We start from the raw sequence: 18464 nt of genomic DNA, 5'->3' as shown, positions 1-18464 counted from the left end.
GCCCCAGCAATTTATGCAACAACCCTGAAATCGTGGGGCCGCTTCGCGGCCCATCGCCGGCAAGCGCGGCTCCCACAAGTACAGCTATCTCAAGCTTTGCCGAGCAGCTTGGCCAACCCCTCGACCATCGGCGTCGCCTGCGGAAAATCGAAGCGCGCCAGCAGACGCTGGTTGTCCGCCCGCGAATGGCGGATATCGCCCGAACGCGCCTGGCCGTAGCTGATCGCCGGCAAGCTGCCCACCACTTGCTCCAACGCCTTGAGCATCTGGTTCAGCGAAGTCGCCTGGTTCAGGCCGACGTTCACCGCGCCCTCTTCCACCTGCGGCTGCTCCAGTGCCTGCACCATCACCTGCACCAGATCGCCGACGTAGAGGAAGTCACGGGTCTGCTCGCCATCACCGAACACGGTGATGGGCAAGCCTTGAACTGCCCGCTCGCTGAAGATGCTGATCACCCCGGAGTACGGCGAGGAAGGGTCCTGGCGCGGGCCGAAGATGTTGAAGAAGCGAAATACCACTGGCTCAAGGCCATGCTGGCGGCGGTAGAAGTCCAGGTACTGCTCGCTGGCCAGCTTGTCCACCGCATAGGGCGTCAGCGGCGCCTTGGGCGTGTCCTCGGCAATCGACTCGCCTTCGCCATTGTTGCCGTACACCGCCGCGCTCGATGCAAACAGCACGCGGCGCACGCCATGCACACGCATGGCCTCGGCCACGTTGAGGGTGCCGATGAAGTTGCTCTGGTGGGTCTTTACCGGGTCTTCGACCGACGCCTGCACCGATGCCACCGCAGCCAGATGGACCACGGCACGGCAACCGGCGGCGGCACGCTGAACCAGCGCGGCGTCGGCCACATCGCCTTCGATCAGCTCGAGACGCGGGTTATCCAGTTGCAGGTTGTCGCGCTTGCCAGTGGAAAGGTCGTCGAGAATACGTACGGCGTAGCCCTTGGCCAGCAACGCATCGCACAGGTGGGAGCCAATGAAGCCGGCGCCGCCGGTGATCAGGATGGGGGCATCAGCCATGGCGGTAGAATCGATCCAGTAGTGGCGGCAAGCCCGCGCGCCAGGCACGCGGCTTGATGCCGAAAGTGTGAAGAATTTTCTTGCAGGCCAACACCGCGTGCTGCGGCTCCTCGCTGGCATCCGGCCGTGCGGCATGGGCCTGCGCGGTTGGTGCTTGCACGGCCAGCTGACGGTACTGCCCGGCCTCGCTGAGAATTGCCTGGCCCAGCGCCAGCGGCGTGGTCGCCTCGTTGCCGGCGTAATGGTAGGTGCCCCACAGCGGCGCACTGCAATCGAGCTGCTTGAGCACCGACAGGATCACCCGCGCGGCGTCGTCGACCGGCGTCGGGTTGCCGCGGCGGTCATCGGCCAGCAGCAGCTCCTGCGGTTGCTCGGCGCGGGTCAGGAAGCGGCCCAGGGCACCGTCGATGCTTTCGTCCAGCAACCAGCCGAAGCGCAGCAGCACATGCTGCGGGCACGCCGCACGCACGCTCTGCTCGATACGCCACAAGGCCTGACCACGCTGACCCAGCGGCACCGGTTCGTCCTTTTCGCTGTAGGCCGTGGCCCGCGAACCGTCGAACACCCGGTAGCTGGAAGGCTGCACCAGGATGATCTGGTGGTGCTGGCACAACTCCGCCAGCCGCTCTACCGCCCGCTCCTGCTGGGCCAGGCGCTGGTCGCTGACCGATTCGGCCTGGAACCAGTCGAAGTAATAGGCCAGGTTGACCAAGGCATCGGGGCGATGATCGTCAAGCAACTGAGTGAGGCTGGCCGGGGCCCAGCCGTTCTCCGGCGGGCGCGGTGCCAGGAATGCGATGTCCTCCTCGGCCCCGAGACGAATCAGCGCTTGCCCGAGGGCATTGCCACCACCCAACAGCATCAGGCGCATACGCATAGAGTCAGCAGATCCGAACAGGTTGATTGAGGGAAAGGAGTCATTTTGCGGTTTCCGGGCGGGGAAGTCCAACACGGGGTCTCGACGGCACGAGCGAGCAGGTTCTTCATCGTTCAGCCCGATAACAAGATGAATTTTCCTACAGCTCACGCAGAGCGAGCTGACTTTAGTTCAACACCATAACGGCATTGAATTGTTGACCTGCCCACTTGCCGGCTGCTGAAGCATTTTTCGAGCGCCGGCAGGGGCACTTCAACAATACTTACAAGGAACGGTCCATGCCGCATTCAGAAGTCGCGTACCTGGACTTCAACCGGGAGCAAGGCCAGGCCATAGCCCTCGCAAGCGATTCCCTTACTGATCTGGGGGGACCACAGGCTGGAAAAGTAGCAGCTCAGGCACGCCTGTTCGCCAAGCAACTCGAATCAACATTGAGTACTGAGCAAAAGTCGACACTACAGCGCTTTAGGGACGGCTTGTTATCCGCGCTGATGTTCAGGGGAATGCCCTGCCCCACCGATTCGCCCCCAGAGCAGTTGACGGATATTTCAGTAATGGCGCGCAGCAGCCGCTGCCAATACCTGGCTTCACGCAATCAAGTGCTATTGGCGCTGGCGCAACATCGAAGTTTCGCATTCGACATCGACAATGAAGGCAAGCAAGTGCGCCTGGTCGGCAACTTCAAAGGGGGTGGCAGCATTCCCAGGCCTGACGAGAAGCCCGATGCAGAAATCGAAATCAGCTCACATGCGGGTTTGCAGTTGGGGCCGCACACCGAAGCGCCCTACAACTGTTCAACAACCGCCAGTAACGGCCACTCACCCGCCCCTTGCGCACTGATTCTCACTGCACGCTGGAACCCTGCGCACGAACCGACCCATGTAATTCCACTTCGAGGCATCATCGAACGCATGGCCAGCCTTGATGTTCTTGCTCTCACTTCGCCCTCTTTCGATTTCACCCGCAGTGACTGCTTCGCTCGCGGGCACGGCAATGCAGGCAAAGCCGTGTCGATGCTGCAGTACAACGCAAATGGCGGCTTCTCGCTTCGGTATAACAGCTACCGCTTTTCACTCAATGACAATGCAGACAGCGCAGTTGCTCGGGCTTTTGCTGCATTTCAGGAAGCCGTAAACAGCACGCGACCCGAGATGTTCGATCTGCAGGCTGACACCGCGCTGCTGATCAACAACAGCCGCGCCTTGCACGGTCGCAGCATCATTCGGGACAACCGGCGCCTGCTGGTGCGCCAGTTCGGATACTCCCGTTTGGCTGCCCCCATTGTGATCGCTGAAGACCCGTTACTGGTTCGCGGCTGAGGACAGGAAGTTACCCGATGATCGAACTCGACTTGTCACTGATACTGATACTCGCCCTGGTCGCCTTCACGGCCGGCTTTTTCGATGCCATCGCCGGCGGCGGCGGCCTGATCACACTGCCGGTGTTGTTTGTAGCCGGCATCGAACCACTGGCGGCGATTGCCACCAACAAGTTCCAGGCCGCTTCGGCAACGGTTTCAGCGACATACGCCTTTGCCCGAAAAGGCATGATCGACTGGAAACGTGGCAGCCCAATGGCACTGATGGCTTTCATCGGTGGCGCGCTCGGCGCCTTGTCAGTCAGCCTGGTACCCAAAACGCTGCTGCAGGCATGCGTTCCGATACTGCTCATTCTGGTAGCCGCGTATTTCGCGTTCAGCCCGAAACCCAGTGAGCAGTCGCGCAAGGCGAAGCTATCAACCAGCGTATTCTGCGTTGCCGTGGCGCCCGTCATTGGTTTCTATGACGGGATCTTTGGCCCAGGCGTCGGCTCGTTCTTCATGCTCGCTTGCGTCATCCTACTGGGCCAGCATCTGCTACAGGCCGTCTGCAACAGCAAGCTGCTGAACGCCGCGTGCAACCTGGGCGCACTGTCAGTGTTTTCACTGAGCGGAGCAATCATCTGGCCTCTGGCGCTGGCAATGGCAAGCGCAGCGTTTGTCGGCGCTCAACTGGGCGCTCGCTGCGCCGTGTACTTCGGCCCCCGGCTGATCAAACCGTTGCTGGTCTGCGTTTGCTGCATCATGGCAACCAAGTTGTTGCTCGACTCAGGCAACCCGATTGGCGAGTGGCTACACCGATTGACGCTCTGAACGAGCGATCACTCAATCTCGAACAGGCTGTTACGCAACGGCCCCACACTCAACCGCTCACGCACATCGTCATCGATCCGTGGATCATCCGGCTGGTACAGCCTGACCTGCCGATAGGCATTGATGCGGTTGATCTCCTCCCCGAGGTACTCCCACACCACGCGGGTACAGGCCGGGTTGCGCCGGTCGCCGCTGGATACGCCTGCCTTCAGACCGTTCAGGCGGGTGATGCGGCTTTTGAAGCTGGGGATGAGGATGGTCTGGCTCATCTCGTTGAAGGTCAGCGACTCGTAGTCGACCAGGAACATCCGGTCCTGCAACTGGAACGCCGCCCCGAGGTAGCGGCACCGCACCTCGGCATGTGGGTCGGTGGCACTGGAGCGTTCCTGGCGTTCCTGACGCTCGAACAGATAGCGGCCACGCTCCTCCCACAGATGCACCAACGACACCAGGATGGTGCCCGGGACCGACATGCAGTTGGAGTACTCCAGGTAGTAGCCGCAATAACGCGACAGGTTCCCGGCGTGATCGTGCAACGGGCGGAACAGTTCGCTGATCGGGTCGCCGGGCTGCTCGGCCGGGGTCGACACGCGGGCACCGATCAGGCGGCTGAACTGCTCGGGGGGCAAATTCAGTTCGTAATCTTCAACGCCGAAGAAATCGCCGATGCGCTTGAGGTTGTAAGCCGTCGGACGGCTCTGCCCGCTCAGATACTTGTTGAATTGCGCGCGGTTGATCGAGAGCTGGCGGCAAACTTCCGAAATAGAGCGGTAGTGGCTGCAGGCCAGTTTGAGGTTGGTAGCGAAATGATCGCTCATGACAGGGGACTCAGGTGACGCGATTGGCGCCATTCTAGCATCAAGTTGCACCAATTCAGAGCAAGCCGCGAAATTGTAACCACTCTTGTCATGGCCAACCATGCGCCCCAACGAATAGCGGTTCGCCTGCCGTCCGCTGTCTTTCCACGCGAACAATAAGAATCGAGGTCATTTTCCAATGCTCGAAGTAATCAACGATTTCCTCTCGGGGAAACTTCTCATCGTGCTGATCGTGGGGCTGGGTAGCTACTTCACCATCCGTTCCCGGTTCGTTCAGTTCCGCCACTTCGGCCACATGTTCGCTGTATTCAAGGAATCGCTGCGTGGCCAGGCAGGCCAGCTGAGCTCTTTCCAGGCCCTGATGCTGAGCCTGGCAGGCCGCGTGGGCGCTGGTAACATCGCCGGTGTCGGCATTGCCGTGACCCTGGGTGGCCCAGGCGCGGTGTTCTGGATGTGGGTCACCGCATTGGTGGGCATGTCCAGCAGCTTCTTCGAATGTACGTTGGCCCAGGTGTACAAGCGCGCCGACGGCGACGGCCTGTACCGCGGCGGCCCGGCCTACTACATCCAGCATGGCCTGAAGCGCAAAAGCATGGCCATCGTCTTCTCGATCCTGCTGCTGGTCACCTACGGCTTCGCCTTCATCGGCTTGCAGTCGTACACCGTGACCCACTCGCTGCAAAACGCCTTCGCCTTCGACCCGCGCCACACCGGCATCGTCCTGGCCGTGCTGCTGGCCATCACCTTCATCGGTGGCATCAAGCGCATCGCCGCCGTGTCGGACCTGCTGGTACCGGTCAAGACCCTGGCCTACATCGGCGTGACCCTGTACGTGATCGGCACCCAGATCGAACACGTGCCGGCCATGCTGGAAACCATCTTCAAGAGCGCCTTCGGCCTCGACCCGGCATTCGGTGGCCTGCTCGGCAGTGCCATCGTCATGGGCGTGAAGCGTGGCGTGTTCGCCAACGAAGCGGGCCTGGGCAGTGCGCCAAACGTGGCTGCCGTAGCCGCCGTCAAGCACCCGGGCGCCCAAGGCGTGGTCCAGGCGTTCAGCGTGTTCCTCGACACCTTCGTGATCTGCACCTGCACCGCGCTGCTGATCCTGCTGTCGGGCTTCTACACCCCGGGCTTCGAAGGTGACGGCATCGTCCTGACCCAGAACTCGCTGGCCGCCGTGGTCGGTGACTGGGGCCGCCTGTTCGTCAGCGTGGCGCTGTCGCTGTTCGTGTTCACCTGCATCCTCTACAACTACTACCTGGGCGAAAACAGCCTGCAGTTCCTCAGCCGCAACCGCATGGTGCTGCTGGCGTTCCGCGCCCTGGTACTGGCGCTGGTGGTATGGGGTTCGATGCAGGACCTGTCGACCGTGTTCGCCTTCGCTGACATCACCATGACCTGCCTGGCCTTCGTCAACCTGGTGGCCCTGGCCCTGCTGTTCAAGGTCGGCCTGCGGGTGATGCGCGACTACGATGACCAGCGCAAGGCCGGCATCCAGCAGCCAGTGTTCGATTCGTCGAAATTCGCCGACCTGGACCTGGACCGCAACGCCTGGCCTGCCAATCCACAGGCGGAAACCGCCACTGACACGGCAGCCGGCCAAGTTCAGACGCAGCGCTGATATCCTTCCTGCCTGGCCGCCCCGTCCGTGGGCGGCCGCTCTACCTCCGCTCACCGCTACGGATGCTTTCCATGCGTGCAGTCAAGAATCTCCTCGTCCTCTACACCGGGGGCACCATCGGCATGCTCGAAACCGCCGAAGGCCTGGCGCCAGCCGGTGGTTTCGACGCGCGGATGCGCGAACACCTGGCCCAGCTGAGCGATGCGCCCCAAGTGCATTGGACACTGCAGGAAATGAACCCGCTGCTCGATAGCGCCAACATGCAGCAGCACAACTGGCTGGCAATGCGCGATTCCATCGTCGCGGCAGTGGACGCGGGCCATGACGGCGTGCTGGTGCTGCATGGCACCGATAGCCTCGCCTACAGTGCTGCGGCGCTGTCGTTCCTGCTGCTGGGCCTGCCGGTACCGGTGCTGCTGACCGGCTCGATGCTGCCGGCCGGGGCGCCAGGCAGCGATGCCTGGGACAACCTGTGCGGGGCCTTGCGCCTGGTCGAACAGGGCCTGGAGGATGGCGTGCAGCTGTACTTCCATGGCCAGCTGCTGCATGGCTGCCGGGCCTCGAAGCTGCGCAGCGAGGCCTTCGACGCCTTCGCCGCGCTGCCGCGCCATCGTGAAGGCGAGCGTGCCGCCGATCTGCCTGCCGCCCTGAGCTATCGCCAGCAGCGCCAGCCGGTCAACCTGGCAGTGATGCCGGTGTTCCCGGGCTTGCAAGCCGGGCATCTGAAGGGGCTGCTCGACAGCGGCGTGCAAGGCTTGCTGCTGGAGTGCTATGGCAGTGGCACCGGGCCGTCGGATGACCTGGCGTTGCTGGAGGTGCTGCGTGCAGCGCGCCAGCGCGGTGTGCTGCTGACGGCCATCAGCCAGTGCCCGGAAGGTTCGGTAGTGTTCGATACCTATGCGGCGGGCAATCGCCTGCGTACGGCCGGGCTGGTCAGTGCAGGCGGCATGACCCGTGAGGCGGCGTTGGGCAAGATGTTTGCGCTGCTGGGTGCGGGGCTGGATGTGGATGCGGCGGAGCAATGGTTCGCGCTGGATCTTTGCGGGGAGCGCGCCTAAACCCGGGAAAATGGCGGAAGGCAGCGGGAGTCGAACCTGCCCGGGAACGGCTGCCGTCCCCAACCGGGTTTGAAGCCCGGCCGCGCCACCGGGCGCGATTGCCTTCCTTGAACTCAGTGCCTGGCCTGCTGCTGGGCCAGGGCGCTGTCGGCGCGGATGTAACGCTGATCGGCCACCCGACGGGTAAGGCCAATGCGGTCGAAGTATTCGAGAATCTGCACACTGCGCTTGCGACCGATGCCCAACATATCGCGAAACGCAGCAACCTGCACTATCGGCGTCTCGTTGGCCTGCCTGAGCAGCAGCTCTGCCATGCGCCCTAGCGTCACCTCAGGGTAGAACAGGTCGCGCACCACCTGATGTACCAGGCCCAGCCGGGCCAGCTTGCGCAACAACAGGCGCACATCCGCCTCCGGGCAATTTTCTTCAGCGGCCAACGTCCTGACCCAGGGCGGGTCGTATTGCCCTGCCAGCAACTTCGGCTGCAGCCGCTCCCACAGCGCGCTGTCGGCGGCGCTCAACTGTACCTTGTGCTCAGGCAAATGCAGCCATGGCCCACTGCTGGCGATCAGCTGGTCATTGAGCAGCTCATCAAGCAGGCTGACAAACGCCGGACGCTCAAGCGGCAAGGCGACGAAGCGGCGCAGGCGGTCCCGGTCCGGGCCGAGCTGGTCAGGCTCCTGCTCATGAAAGCGCGCCAGCTGCTCCAGCACCTGATGCCGCAGTGCCTGCCATTGGCTTTTGGCAAACAGCAGCGGGCCCTGGCGCGTGGCAACCACCTGCACATCGTTGGGCAATAGCCAGGTTTCGCGCTGGCGATTGAACTGGCGCTCCAGGCGCTGCGGGTCGAGGCCACCGAGCGCACTGGCGAGCAAGGCAGGCAGTGCCTCCTCCAGGCCCTCTGCATCGCGCAGCACCTGCAGCTGGCGCAGGCGTTGCTCACTGCGGCGTTGCCGACTTGGCGCGAACGGGTCGAGCACCTTGCCGCCGCCCAGAGTACGCTGGGCACGCTGGTCCCGTAGCACCAGACGGTCCCCGTGTACCGCCTGCAACGGTGCGTTGAGCAGCAGTTGGGCGAACATGCGCTGGCCAGCGGCCAGGGTTTCCCCTTCGAGCAAAGCCACCCGGGCCGTCACATCCTGAGTACCCAAGTGCACGTGAACGGCACTGAAATGCTCAAAAATCCGCGTTTCACCGGGTAGCAGGCACAGCTCGATATCCACTCGCACGCTGGGCGCATGCAGCCATTCGGGCACCAGCCAGTCGCCGCGGTGCACCTGCTCTAGCGTCAGGCGCTCAGCGGCGATGTTCAGCGCCACCCGTTGGCCGGCCTCAGCCACCAATGCCACCTGGCTCTGCGCGTGCAGGCCACGCACCCGCACCGGCTTGCCGACCTTGCCCAGCAGCAATGTGTCACCGGCACTGACGCGCCCGGCCAGTGCCGTGCCGGTCACTACCACCCCGGCCCCGGTCACGGCGAAGGCGCGATCGACCGCCAGGCGAAAACCACCGCGCACGCTGCGCTGACTCACCCGCACTTCGGCCTCCAGCAAAGCCCGGCGCAACACCTCGATACCCTGCCCGGTGATGCTCGACACGGGGAATTGCCGGGCCTTGGCATAAGGCCCCTCTGCTAGCAACTCCCTGACCTGCGCCTGCACCTCGGCCACACGCGTGGGCTCGACTCGGTCGCATTTGCTGATCACCACCAGCGCCTGGGGAATACCCAGCAGCTCGATGATCGCCAGGTGCTCGCGGGTCTGCGGCATTACCCCGTCGTCGGCGGCCACCACCAGCAGCACCAGGTCGATGCCATGGGCGCCGGCCAGCATGTTGTGGATGAACCGCTCATGGCCCGGCACATCGATGAAGCCGGTCAACGCCGCGCCTTCGGCCAGCGCTGCGTAGCGGTAGCCAAGGTCGATGGTCATGCCACGGGCGCGCTCTTCCTGGCGCTGGTCACCGGCCTGGCCGGTCAGGGCCTGAAGCAGCGCGGTCTTGCCGTGGTCAATGTGGCCGGCGGTGCCGACGATCATTGCACGGGCCCCAGTTGCAACGTCGGCAACTGCGCCAGCCACTGGGCTTCATCGTCGAGCTGGCGCAGGTCGAGCCACAAGGCGTCGTCAGCGATGCGCCCAAGCACCGGCACCGGCAGGTCGCGCAGGGCCCGTTCCAGCACATGCAGGCTGCGCCCGCGCAGCTTCTTCGACACGTGCGGGCGCAGGCACAGCGCCGCGCTGGGCAGGCGCGCCACTGGCTGGCTGCCGCTGCCGATCATGCCCAGCGCCGGCTCGACGCTGACCAGCCATTGTTCACCGAGGTGCGCCTTGAGTTCGGGGGCCAGGCGCTCGGCCTGGGCCTGGATCTCGGCCTGACTGCGGGTCAGCAGGCGCAGGCTCGGCAGGCGTTCGGCCAGGCGGTCGGGGTTGCGGTACAGCGCCAGCACCGCCTCGAGTGCGGCGAGGGTGATCTTGTCGACACGCAGTGCGCGCTTGAGCGGGTTTTTCTTGATCCTGGCGATCAAATCCTTGCGACCGACGATGATCCCGGCCTGGGGCCCCCCCAGCAATTTGTCGCCGCTGAAGGTAACGATATCGGCGCCATCGGCCAGGGCCTGACGCACCGTCGGCTCGGCGGGCAGCCCCCAGCGCGTGAGGTCGAGCAGGCTGCCGCTGCCGAGGTCTTCGAGCAGCGGCAGTTCATGCTGGTGGGCGATTCGCGCCAGCTCGGCCGTCGGGACCTGATGGGTGAAACCCTGGATGCTGTAGTTGCTGCAGTGCACGCGCATCAGCAGGCCGGTGCGCGGGCCGATGGCAGCTTCATAGTCACGGGCGTGGGTGCGGTTGGTGGTGCCGACCTCGTGCAGCTTCACCCCGGCCCTGGCCATGATGTCGGGGATGCGGAAGGCACCGCCGATCTCGATCAGTTCGCCACGGCTGATGATGCCCTCCTGGCGCGCGCCCAGGCTGTTGAGCGCCAGCAACACGGCGGCTGCGTTGTTGTTGACCACGGTGACGGCCTCGGCGCCGGTCAGCTCGCGGATCAGGCCCTCGATCAGGTCATCACGGTCGCCGCGCTTGCCGGTGGCCAGGTCGAACTCCAGGTTGAGCGGGTAGCGGGCGGCAGTCTGCATGGCCTCGACTGCCTCCTCAGGCAAAAGCGCGCGGCCAAGGTTGGTGTGCAGCACGGTACCGGTTAGGTTGAACACGCGGCGGACCTGGCTGCGTTGCTGGATCGACAGGCGTTCGCCGGCACGGCCGAGGAGGATTTCAGAGGCCAGTTCGGCGGCGTTGAGCTGGCCGCTGCGGGCGGGCTCACGCAGGTCGTCGAGCAACTGACGCAGGGTGGCCAGCACGGCGTCGCGACCGTGGCGGTCGATCAGCGGAAGGCAGGCCGGGTGGCGCAGGAGGGTGTCGATGGAGGGCAGGCGTGGGGTGTCGCTGGCTAGGCTGGAGGGCATGCAGAGTACTACCTTGGACGGTTCCGTTGTCTGTACTGGCCTCTTCGCGGGTAACCTCGCTCCTACACATACAGCGCCAGCCTTCAAATTTGCGCTGTACCTGTAGGAGCGGGTTTACCCGCGAAGCAGGCGACTCGGTATTACAGTGTAGACACTCACCCACTACCCGGCGCGAGCATCAGGTTGGGTGCCAGGCGATGGAAGCCCTCCTCGTCCAGGCGAATATCCAGCGCCAGGCTGGCCAGGTCGTCGGCCAGTGGCTCTGCCGCCGCATCGTTTTCCAGATAATTCTGCTTCAGGTAGCTTTCGCATTCCGGGCAGCACTCGGCCCGTAGCGGCGCCTTGCCCGGCGCGTGCCGGTCGTCTTCGAGGCTGGTGTAACGCAAATCCTTGCTCGACTCGCAATACACGCATTTGACCCGCACCACATGCCACTCACAGGCACACAGGGAACAGGCCAGGTAACGCAGGCCGTTGTGCTTGCCGCGGTTGCGCACCACCCCGGCCATCGCCGGCGAACCACAGGCCGGGCACTGCGCCAGACTACCGGCTGGCTTGAGTTCAGGGGCTGGCAGCGCCAGCAACCAGCTCGACCAGGCGGCCTGCAAGGCGGCGCCAATGAACGGTACCAGTGCCGCCGGCACCGCATCGTATTGCCCGCCGAGCAAGGCGATGCCCCAGCCCTTGCGCTGGCTATCGTCACTGTCGCGCAGGGCTTGCAGCGCCTCACCCAGCGCGCCACTGGCCTCGCTGTCGAAGTGCGTGAGCAAGGCCTGCAACCAGACCAGCCACGGCCCCTCACGCACCAGGCTGTCGGCTGCCAACGGCGGCAGCCCATGACTTATGCACAGGCGCTGACGCTCCTCAGCCACCGGCAAACCGCCGGGAGGGTTATCCACAAGCTGCTGCTGGACGCTGCACAGCTGAGCGATCAGCAGCAGGTAGTCGCCAAGCGCATTGCCCTCAGCCAGGTGTTCCAGGCGCGCTGCGCGCAGTGCAAACAGATTGCCAGGCGGCAGATGCAGAAACGGCGGCATCACTGCCGACGCTTCGATCTGCCCGGGTTCGAGAATCGTGCTCAAGCGCTCATCCTTCTTTTCGTCCGTGATTGCCCGGCGTCTTGTCGCCGGTCACTTCGCGGTACCACAACTCATGGTGCTTGCGTGCCCAGGCGCGGCTGACCCAGCCATGCAGCATGGCGCCGATCGAGCCCTTGATCCAGATACCGGCGTAGATGTGCACGATGATGCTGAGGATCAGCACGAACGCCGCCAGGGCATGGGCCAGCGCCGACAGGCGAATGACCTCGATACCGAACAGCTGGCTGAAATACGCGCGCCAGATCACCACGCCGCTGAGCAGCAACACCAACATGCACGCCAGCAGGGTCCAGAACAACAGCTTCTGCCCGGCGTTGTACTTGCCGATCGGCGGCACGCCCTCCTCCTTGTTCAGCATCACCCGGTCCACGCGGCGCAGCCACAGGCGGTCGTTGGCGGTGATAAAGTTGGCGCGCCAGAAGCGCAGCACCAAGCCGAGGAAGAACACGAACATCGCCACGCCCAGGAACGGGTGCAGGATGCGCGTCCATGGCCCGCCGCCGAACAGATGGCTGAGCCAGAACAGTGCCGGGTGGAACAGCGCCAGCCCGGAGAGCCCCGCCGTCATGAACAGGATGGCGACGATCCAGTGGTTGGTCCGCTCGTTGGCGTTGTAGCGCAGGATGGGTTTGTTGTCGTTCATGGCCGCTGCTCCCCTTGCCCACCGGGCTTGGTCGGGTCATAGACATGCACCGCAGGGTCCACCTGATGCACGCTTTCGTCCGGCGGTGTGGGGTGTTCGTCCTCTTCCACCCGCTGCGGGCCAACCCGCACGTAGTGGAAGAACCCGGCCAGCACCGCAGCGCCCATGGCCAGCAGCGCCAGGGGCTTGGTGAAGCCCTTCCACAACCCCACCAGCGGGCTGATTACCGGCTGGTCCGGCAGGCCGGCATACAGTTTCGGCGTGTCGGCATGGTGCAGTACATACATCACGTGGGTGCCGCCGACGCCGTCCGGGTCGTACAGCCCGGCCTGGTCGTAACCGCGCGACTTGAGGTCGACGATGCGCTCGGCGGCATGCACCTTCATCTCGTCCTTGCTGCCGAACACGATCGCCCCGGTCGGGCAGGTCTTCACGCAGGCCGGCTCCAGGCCCACGCTCACCCGGTCGGAACACAGGGTGCACTTGTATGCCTTGTGGTCCTTCTGCGAGATACGCGGGATGTTGAACGGGCAGCCGGTGATGCAGTAGCCACAGCCGATGCAGTGGTCCTGGTTGAAGTCGACGATGCCGTTGGCGTGCTTGATGATCGCGCCCGGGCTCGGGCAGGCCTTCAGGCAGCCTGGGTCGGCGCAGTGCATGCAGCCGTCCTTGCGGATCAGCCACTCCAGGTTGCCGTCGTCGCGCTCATGCTCGGTGAAACGCATCAGGGTCCAGGTCTCGGCGGTGAGGTCCTGGGGGTTGTCGTAGGTGCCGTGATTGTGGCCGACCTCGTCACGCAACTCGTTCCACTCCGAACACGCCACCTGGCAGGCCTTGCAACCGATGCACTTGGTGGTGTCGATCAGCTTAGCGACCTCTTCCAGCTGGCGTACCGAAGGCGGAACGGTGGTGGTGGCCGAGCGGGCGATGATGTCTTGGCTGGCCATCAGAGTTTCTCCACTTTGACGAGGAACGACTTGGACTCCGGCGTCTGGGTGTTGCCGTCACCGAGGAACGGCACCAGGGTGTTGGTCAGGTAGCCATGCCGCGTGGTCCCGGTGAAGCCCCAGTGCAGCGGGATGCCGATCTGGTGCACGGTCTGGTTGTTGACCTGCAGCGGGCGAATCCGCTTGGTCACCACCGCCACCGCATCGATGTGCCCACGCTTGCTCGACACCCGCACCCGGTCACCGGCCTTGATGCCTTTCTCGTTGGCCAGCACCTCGCCGATCTCGACGAACTGCTCGGGCTGGGCGATGGCGTTGAGGCGGCAGTGCTTGCTCCAGAAGTGGAAGTGCTCGGTCAGCCGGTAGGTGGTCGCCGCGTACGGGAACTCGTCGTGCGTGCCGAGGGTGTCCCACACCGAATCGAAGATCCGCCCGGCCGGGTTGCTGGTGGCCTTCTTGTTCTGCGGGTGCAGCGGGTTGATGCCAATCGGCGTCTCGAACGGCTCGTAGTGCTCGGGGAACGGGCCTTCGGCCATCTTGTCGATGGCGAAGAAGCGCGCCACGCCTTCGGGGTTCATGATGAACGGGTTCATCCCCGCTTCTGGCGGCGAGTCGACCTTGAAGTCTGGCACGTCGGTGCCGGTCCAGGCCTTGCCGTTCCACCATACCAAGCGCTTCTTCTCCGGGTCCCACGGCTTGCCTTGCGGGTCGCTGGAGGCGCGGTTATAGAGGATGCGGCGGTTGGCCGGCCAGGCCCAGGCCCAGTTCTGCACCTGGTGCATGCCATACGGGTCGCTGTTGTCGCGCCGGGCCATCTGGTTGCCCTGCTCGGTCCAGCAGCCGGCGAAGATCCAGCAGCCGGACGCGGTGCTGCCGTCGTCCTTGAGCTGGCCGAAGCCTGCCAGCTGCTGGCCGGCCTTGAGCGTGGCACCGCTGGCGTCGGTGAAGTCGGTGACCGCCCAGCCGTTCATCTCCTTGGCCAGCTCCTCCGGCGACGGCTCTTCAGGGATCTTGTACGGCCAGTGGATGTTCAACATCGCATCAGGGTAGGCACCACCTTCGGCCTGGTAACGATGACGCAGGCGCATGAACAGCTCGCTCATGATCTGCACGTCGGTGCGGGTCTCGCCCGGGCCATCGGCGCCTTTCCAGTGCCACTGCAGCCAGCGGCTGCTGTTGACCAGCGAGCCATCTTCCTCGGCGAAGCAGGTGGTGGGCAGGCGGATCACCTCGGTCTGGATATTGGCCGTGTCGACATCGTTGAACGGCCCGGCATTACGCCAGAACTCCGAAGTCTCGGTGGCCAGCGGATCCATGATCACCAGCCACTTGAGCTTGCCGAGCGCCGCGGTAACGCGGTTCTTGTCCGGCAGCGCGGCGATCGGGTTGAAGCCCTGGCACATGTAGCCGTTGACCTTGCCCTGGCTCATCATTTCGAACATGCGCAGCACGTCGTACGCCGGCACATCGAGCTTGGGCAGCCAGTCATAGCCCCAGTTGTTTTCCGCCGTGGCGTTGGGCCCGTACCAGGCCTTCATCAGGCTCACGTGGAACTTGCCGTAGTTCTGCCAGTACGACAGCTGCCCCGGGCGCAGCGGCTTGGAAGCGCGCTTGTCGATGTAGGTGGCGTAGTCCTGCTCGGCGTCGCCAGCCAGGGTCAGGTAACCCGGCAACGAGTTGGACAGCAGGCCGAGGTCGGTCAGGCCCTGGATGTTGGAGTGCCCGCGCAGGGCGTTGACCCCGCCGCCAGGCATGCCGACGTTGCCCAGCAGCAGCTGGACCATGGCCGCACTGCGGATGATCTGAGCGCCAATGGAGTGCTGCGTCCAGCCGAGTGCGTAGAGGATCGTCATGGTCTTGCCCGGTACCGAGCAGGTGGCGATCTCCTCCCAGACCTTCATCATGGCGTCCTGCGGCATGCCGCAGGTCATGCTGGCCAGTTCTGGGGTGTAGCGGCTGTAATGCTGCTTCATCAGCTGGTAAACGCAGCGTGGATGCTGCAGGGTCGGGTCGACCTTGGCGAAGCCGTCCTCGCCCAGCTCGTAGCCCCAGCCGGATTTATCCGCATACACGCGCTTGGCCTCGTCGTAGCCGCTGAACAGCCCGTCCTCGAAGCCATAGCCTTCTTTGACGATGAACGATACGTCGGTGTAGTTGCGCACGTACTCGTGCTGGATCTTGTCGTTGCTCAGCAGGTAATTGATCAGCCCGCCCATGAAGGCGATGTCGGTACCGGTACGGATCGGCGCGTAGTAGTCCGCCACCGAAGCGGTACGGGTAAACCGTGGGTCGACCACGATCAGCCGCGCCTGGTTGTGCGCCTTGGCCTCGGTCACCCATTTGAAGCCGCACGGATGCGCTTCTGCTGCGTTGCCACCCATCACCAGGACCAGATTCGCGTTGGCGATATCGGACCAGTGGTTGGTCATGGCGCCACGGCCGTACGTCGGGGCAAGACTTGCCACCGTCGGGCCATGTCAGACACGTGCCTGGTTATCGAACCCCAGCATGCCTGTAGCGCGGACGACCTTGTGGGTCAGGTAGCCAGCCTCGCTGGAGGCGGCGGAAGCAGCTAGGAAACCGGTGGTGAGCCAGCGGTTCACCGTTTGTCCCTGGGCGTTCTTCTCGATGAAGTTGGCGTCGCGGTCCTTTTTCATCAGGTCGGCAACGCGGTCGAGCGCCTCGTCCCAGCTGACCCGCACCCACTCGTTGCTGCCCGGCTTGCGCATTTCGGGGTACTTGAGGCGGCTCGGGCTGTGGATAAAGTCGAGCAGCCCGGCGCCTTTCGGGCACAAGGTGCCGCGGTTGACCGGGTGATCGGCGTCGCCTTCGATGTGGATGATGTTCTGTTTGACGTTCTTGCCCGCATCACCCTGGCTGTACATGATCAGGCCGCAGCCGACCGAGCAGTAGGGGCAGGTGTTGCGGGTTTCTTTGGTGTGCGCCAGCTTGAAGTGACGCACTTGCTCGGCGAAGGCCGGCGTCGGGGCCATGCCCAACGCCGCCAGGCTCGAGCCTCCAAGGCCGACGGCGGCGACCTTGAAGAACTGCCGACGGTTGAGATCCATCGTGCACTCCTGATCAGATTTGGACGCACGGAACATGGCCGGCGCCTCTTGGTAGTCACGGTGGCGGCTTTTTGATGGCCGCCAATAGGTAAGACTAGTCAAGAATCGGGAAGGTGCGATGACGTGGGTCAGCGCATACGCCATTCAACACCGCGGCAGGTTACGCGCCACATTCAGTGCTGCACTGCTCTGGGCCACCGGCATGATCTCGACGATATTGATATTCACATGCCCCGGCTGCTCGGCAATCCAGGCCACCGTGGCGGCGATGTCTTCCGGCAGGAGGGCCTCCACGTCGCGGTAGAGCGCTTGCACAGCGTCCAGATCACCGTTCAGGCGCACCACCGAGAAGTCGGTGCCCGAGCACAAGCCTGGTTCGATGTTGCTCACCCGCACACGGGTGCCTGCCAGGTCGGCGCGCAGGTTGAGGCTGAACTGGCGGACGAAGGCCTTGCTGGCGCCGTAAACATTGCCGCCCGGGTACGGATAAGTGCCGGCGATCGACCCCATGTTGATGATCATGCCACTGTCGGCCTCCACCATCTGTGGCAGCACCTTGTGGGTCACCATGGCCAGGCCGGTGATGTTGGTGTCGATCATCTGCTGCCAGTTCTCGCTACTGCTGGCCTGGGCACGGTCGACACCCAGCGCCAGCCCGGCATTGTTCACCAGCAGGTCAATCTGCAGCGACGCGTCGCGGACTTGTTCGAAGGCCGCCTCGATCGACAGCGGGTCGGTGACGTCCAGCGCCAGCGCAATGAAATTGACGCCCAGCTCGGCCTCCAGCGTTTGCAGCTTGTCCATGCGCCGGGCAGCGCCGATCACACGGTAACCCTTGCCGATCAGGGTGCGGCAAATGGCCCGGCCAAAGCCCGAAGAAGCGCCGGTCACGAATGCAGTTTTCATCAGTTATCTCCTTTGGAGGTTTCAGGCCAGGTACTTCACACCCAGGCTGGTAAACAGGCAGAGCATCGAGAACACCAACGCCTTGCGCACCACTTCATTGCCTTTGCGCAGGGCCAGGGCGCTGCCCAGGTGGTTGCCGAGGATGTTGCAGGCCACCAGCGGTAGCGCCAGCAGGTAAACGACCTTGCCCGCCATGACGAACGCCACCAGGGCGCCGATGTTCGAGGCGAAGTTGAACGTCTTGGAGTTGGCGGAGCTGGAGACCAGGTCCATGCGCAGCAGGTAGTGGAACGCGATGATGAACATGCTGCCGGTGCCGGGGCCGAAGAAGCCGTCGTAGAAGCCAATGGCCAGGCAGGTCAGCGGAACCACGGTATACAGCATGCGCGGCGACAGCTCGCGCTCCTCCACCGGGCGGTCCTTGGGGGTGAGGAAGATGAGGATGCCGAACGGGATCAGCGCCAGGATGATCTTGCCTACGGTTTCCTGGGGGATCGACACGATCAGGTGCGCGCCCAGGTAAGCCCCGAGCAATGAAAACGGCACCCCGACCAGCGCCACCTGCCAGACCATCTTGCTGTTGGCCAGGAAGTTGCGGATGGCCGCAAGGGTACCCAGGGTGCTGACCAGCTTCTCCTGCCCCAAGGCAACCTGCGGTGGCATGCCCACCAACAGAAAGCCCGGCACCAGGAACAGCCCGCCCCCACCGGCGATGCTGTCGACAAAGCCTGCAACGAATGCGATAGCGCCCAGCATCAGGATCGCCAGTAACCAGTGTTCCGCCCAGAAGGTGCCTAACAGTTCCATATCGGT

At 64.0% G+C, this 18464-nt stretch carries 15 protein-coding genes and 1 tRNA gene; 4 read left to right on the top strand and 12 right to left on the bottom strand.

The window, feature by feature from the left end; all coding sequences use genetic code 11:
- Positions 1-89: 89 nt before the first annotated feature.
- Both ABE528_RS23990 and ABE528_RS23985 read right to left on the bottom strand, forming a co-directional pair.
- Positions 90-1022 (bottom strand): NAD-dependent epimerase/dehydratase family protein, encoded by a 933-nt coding sequence (locus ABE528_RS23990; protein WP_152956272.1) that lies wholly within the window; start codon positions 1020-1022, stop codon positions 90-92.
- Complete coding sequence (locus ABE528_RS23985; RefSeq protein ID WP_152956273.1) at positions 1015-1899, bottom strand: sugar nucleotide-binding protein; 885 nt, start codon at positions 1897-1899, stop codon at positions 1015-1017. Before ABE528_RS23985 ends, ABE528_RS23990 begins: the two co-directional genes overlap by 8 nt.
- Positions 1900-2177: 278 nt before the next feature.
- Here ABE528_RS23985 and ABE528_RS23980 point away from each other — a divergent pair, with 278 nt between their 5' ends.
- Positions 2178-3218 carry a hypothetical protein gene (locus tag ABE528_RS23980; RefSeq protein WP_346654228.1) on the top strand — a complete coding sequence of 347 codons (1041 nt, stop codon included), beginning with the start codon at positions 2178-2180 and terminating at the stop codon, positions 3216-3218.
- 17 nt (positions 3219-3235) lie between these two features.
- A complete protein-coding gene (locus ABE528_RS23975; RefSeq protein ID WP_346654227.1) occupies positions 3236-4030 on the top strand; it encodes a TSUP family transporter in 795 nt (264 codons plus the stop codon).
- Between the two features lie 8 nt (positions 4031-4038).
- On the opposite strand, the gene ABE528_RS23970 is transcribed toward ABE528_RS23975, so the two are convergent.
- Positions 4039-4848: a helix-turn-helix transcriptional regulator gene (locus ABE528_RS23970; protein ID WP_152956275.1), complete on the bottom strand. Its 810-nt coding sequence runs from the start codon at positions 4846-4848 to the stop codon at positions 4039-4041.
- Positions 4849-5026: 178 nt separating this feature from the next.
- Here ABE528_RS23970 and ABE528_RS23965 point away from each other — a divergent pair, with 178 nt between their 5' ends.
- Together ABE528_RS23965 and ABE528_RS23960 are read left to right on the top strand one after the other, a co-directional pair.
- On the top strand, positions 5027-6469 hold the full coding sequence (locus ABE528_RS23965; RefSeq protein ID WP_152956276.1) for a sodium:alanine symporter family protein: 1443 nt from the start codon (positions 5027-5029) through the stop codon (positions 6467-6469).
- A gap of 71 nt (positions 6470-6540) precedes the next feature.
- Positions 6541-7527 carry an asparaginase gene (locus tag ABE528_RS23960; RefSeq protein ID WP_346654226.1) on the top strand — a complete coding sequence of 329 codons (987 nt, stop codon included), beginning with the start codon at positions 6541-6543 and terminating at the stop codon, positions 7525-7527.
- A gap of 11 nt (positions 7528-7538) precedes the next feature.
- On the opposite strand, the gene ABE528_RS23955 is transcribed toward ABE528_RS23960, so the two are convergent.
- From ABE528_RS23955 to ABE528_RS23915, 9 genes are all read right to left on the bottom strand, one after another.
- A tRNA-Sec gene (locus tag ABE528_RS23955) sits at positions 7539-7634 on the bottom strand.
- 6 nt (positions 7635-7640) lie between these two features.
- Positions 7641-9563, bottom strand: a complete 1923-nt coding sequence (gene selB / locus ABE528_RS23950) for a selenocysteine-specific translation elongation factor (RefSeq protein WP_346654225.1) — start codon at positions 9561-9563, stop codon at positions 7641-7643.
- Entirely contained in the window at positions 9560-10987 is a 1428-nt protein-coding gene (selA, locus tag ABE528_RS23945; RefSeq protein ID WP_346654224.1) for an L-seryl-tRNA(Sec) selenium transferase, read from the bottom strand. Before selA ends, selB begins: the two co-directional genes overlap by 4 nt.
- A gap of 155 nt (positions 10988-11142) precedes the next feature.
- Positions 11143-12069: a formate dehydrogenase accessory protein FdhE gene (gene fdhE / locus ABE528_RS23940; RefSeq protein WP_346654223.1), complete on the bottom strand. Its 927-nt coding sequence runs from the start codon at positions 12067-12069 to the stop codon at positions 11143-11145.
- Between the two features lie 4 nt (positions 12070-12073).
- On the bottom strand, positions 12074-12730 hold the full coding sequence (locus ABE528_RS23935) for a formate dehydrogenase subunit gamma (RefSeq protein ID WP_152956281.1): 657 nt from the start codon (positions 12728-12730) through the stop codon (positions 12074-12076).
- Entirely contained in the window at positions 12727-13677 is a 951-nt protein-coding gene (gene fdxH / locus ABE528_RS23930) for a formate dehydrogenase subunit beta (protein WP_152956282.1), read from the bottom strand. The genes ABE528_RS23935 and fdxH overlap by 4 nt, the downstream gene beginning before the upstream one ends.
- Positions 13677-16745 carry a formate dehydrogenase-N subunit alpha gene (gene fdnG / locus ABE528_RS23925; RefSeq protein ID WP_346654222.1) on the bottom strand — a complete coding sequence of 1023 codons (3069 nt, stop codon included), beginning with the start codon at positions 16743-16745 and terminating at the stop codon, positions 13677-13679. Before fdnG ends, fdxH begins: the two co-directional genes overlap by 1 nt.
- 144 nt (positions 16746-16889) lie before the next feature.
- Entirely contained in the window at positions 16890-17651 is a 762-nt protein-coding gene (locus tag ABE528_RS23920; RefSeq protein WP_346654221.1) for an SDR family NAD(P)-dependent oxidoreductase, read from the bottom strand.
- A gap of 21 nt (positions 17652-17672) precedes the next feature.
- Positions 17673-18458, bottom strand: a complete 786-nt coding sequence (locus tag ABE528_RS23915) for a TSUP family transporter (RefSeq protein WP_346654220.1) — start codon at positions 18456-18458, stop codon at positions 17673-17675.
- Positions 18459-18464: the final 6 nt, after the last annotated feature.

This window comes from Pseudomonas sp. TWI628, assembly GCF_039673865.1.
In the GTDB taxonomy this organism is placed as follows: Bacteria; Pseudomonadota; Gammaproteobacteria; order Pseudomonadales; family Pseudomonadaceae; genus Aquipseudomonas.
Note: the sequence above shows the minus strand (reverse complement) of the source record. Positions and strands in the feature narration are given on the sequence as shown.

Bases quoted from the DNA above. Each gene is read 5' to 3' on its own strand.
- ABE528_RS23990 (WP_152956272.1), bottom strand. From the start codon at position 1,022: ATGGCTGATGCCCCCATCCTGATCACCGGCGGCGCCGGCTTCATTGGC.
- ABE528_RS23985 (WP_152956273.1), bottom strand. From the start codon at position 1,899: ATGCGTATGCGCCTGATGCTGTTGGGTGGTGGCAATGCCCTCGGGCAA.
- ABE528_RS23980 (WP_346654228.1), top strand. From the start codon at position 2,178: ATGCCGCATTCAGAAGTCGCGTACCTGGACTTCAACCGGGAGCAAGGC.
- ABE528_RS23975 (WP_346654227.1), top strand. From the start codon at position 3,236: ATGATCGAACTCGACTTGTCACTGATACTGATACTCGCCCTGGTCGCC.
- ABE528_RS23970 (WP_152956275.1), bottom strand. From the start codon at position 4,848: ATGAGCGATCATTTCGCTACCAACCTCAAACTGGCCTGCAGCCACTAC.
- ABE528_RS23965 (WP_152956276.1), top strand. From the start codon at position 5,027: ATGCTCGAAGTAATCAACGATTTCCTCTCGGGGAAACTTCTCATCGTG.
- ABE528_RS23960 (WP_346654226.1), top strand. From the start codon at position 6,541: ATGCGTGCAGTCAAGAATCTCCTCGTCCTCTACACCGGGGGCACCATC.
- selB (WP_346654225.1), bottom strand. From the start codon at position 9,563: ATGATCGTCGGCACCGCCGGCCACATTGACCACGGCAAGACCGCGCTG.
- selA (WP_346654224.1), bottom strand. From the start codon at position 10,987: ATGCCCTCCAGCCTAGCCAGCGACACCCCACGCCTGCCCTCCATCGAC.
- ABE528_RS23935 (WP_152956281.1), bottom strand. From the start codon at position 12,730: ATGAACGACAACAAACCCATCCTGCGCTACAACGCCAACGAGCGGACC.
- fdxH (WP_152956282.1), bottom strand. From the start codon at position 13,677: ATGGCCAGCCAAGACATCATCGCCCGCTCGGCCACCACCACCGTTCCG.
- ABE528_RS23920 (WP_346654221.1), bottom strand. From the start codon at position 17,651: ATGAAAACTGCATTCGTGACCGGCGCTTCTTCGGGCTTTGGCCGGGCC.
- ABE528_RS23915 (WP_346654220.1), bottom strand. From the start codon at position 18,458: ATGGAACTGTTAGGCACCTTCTGGGCGGAACACTGGTTACTGGCGATC.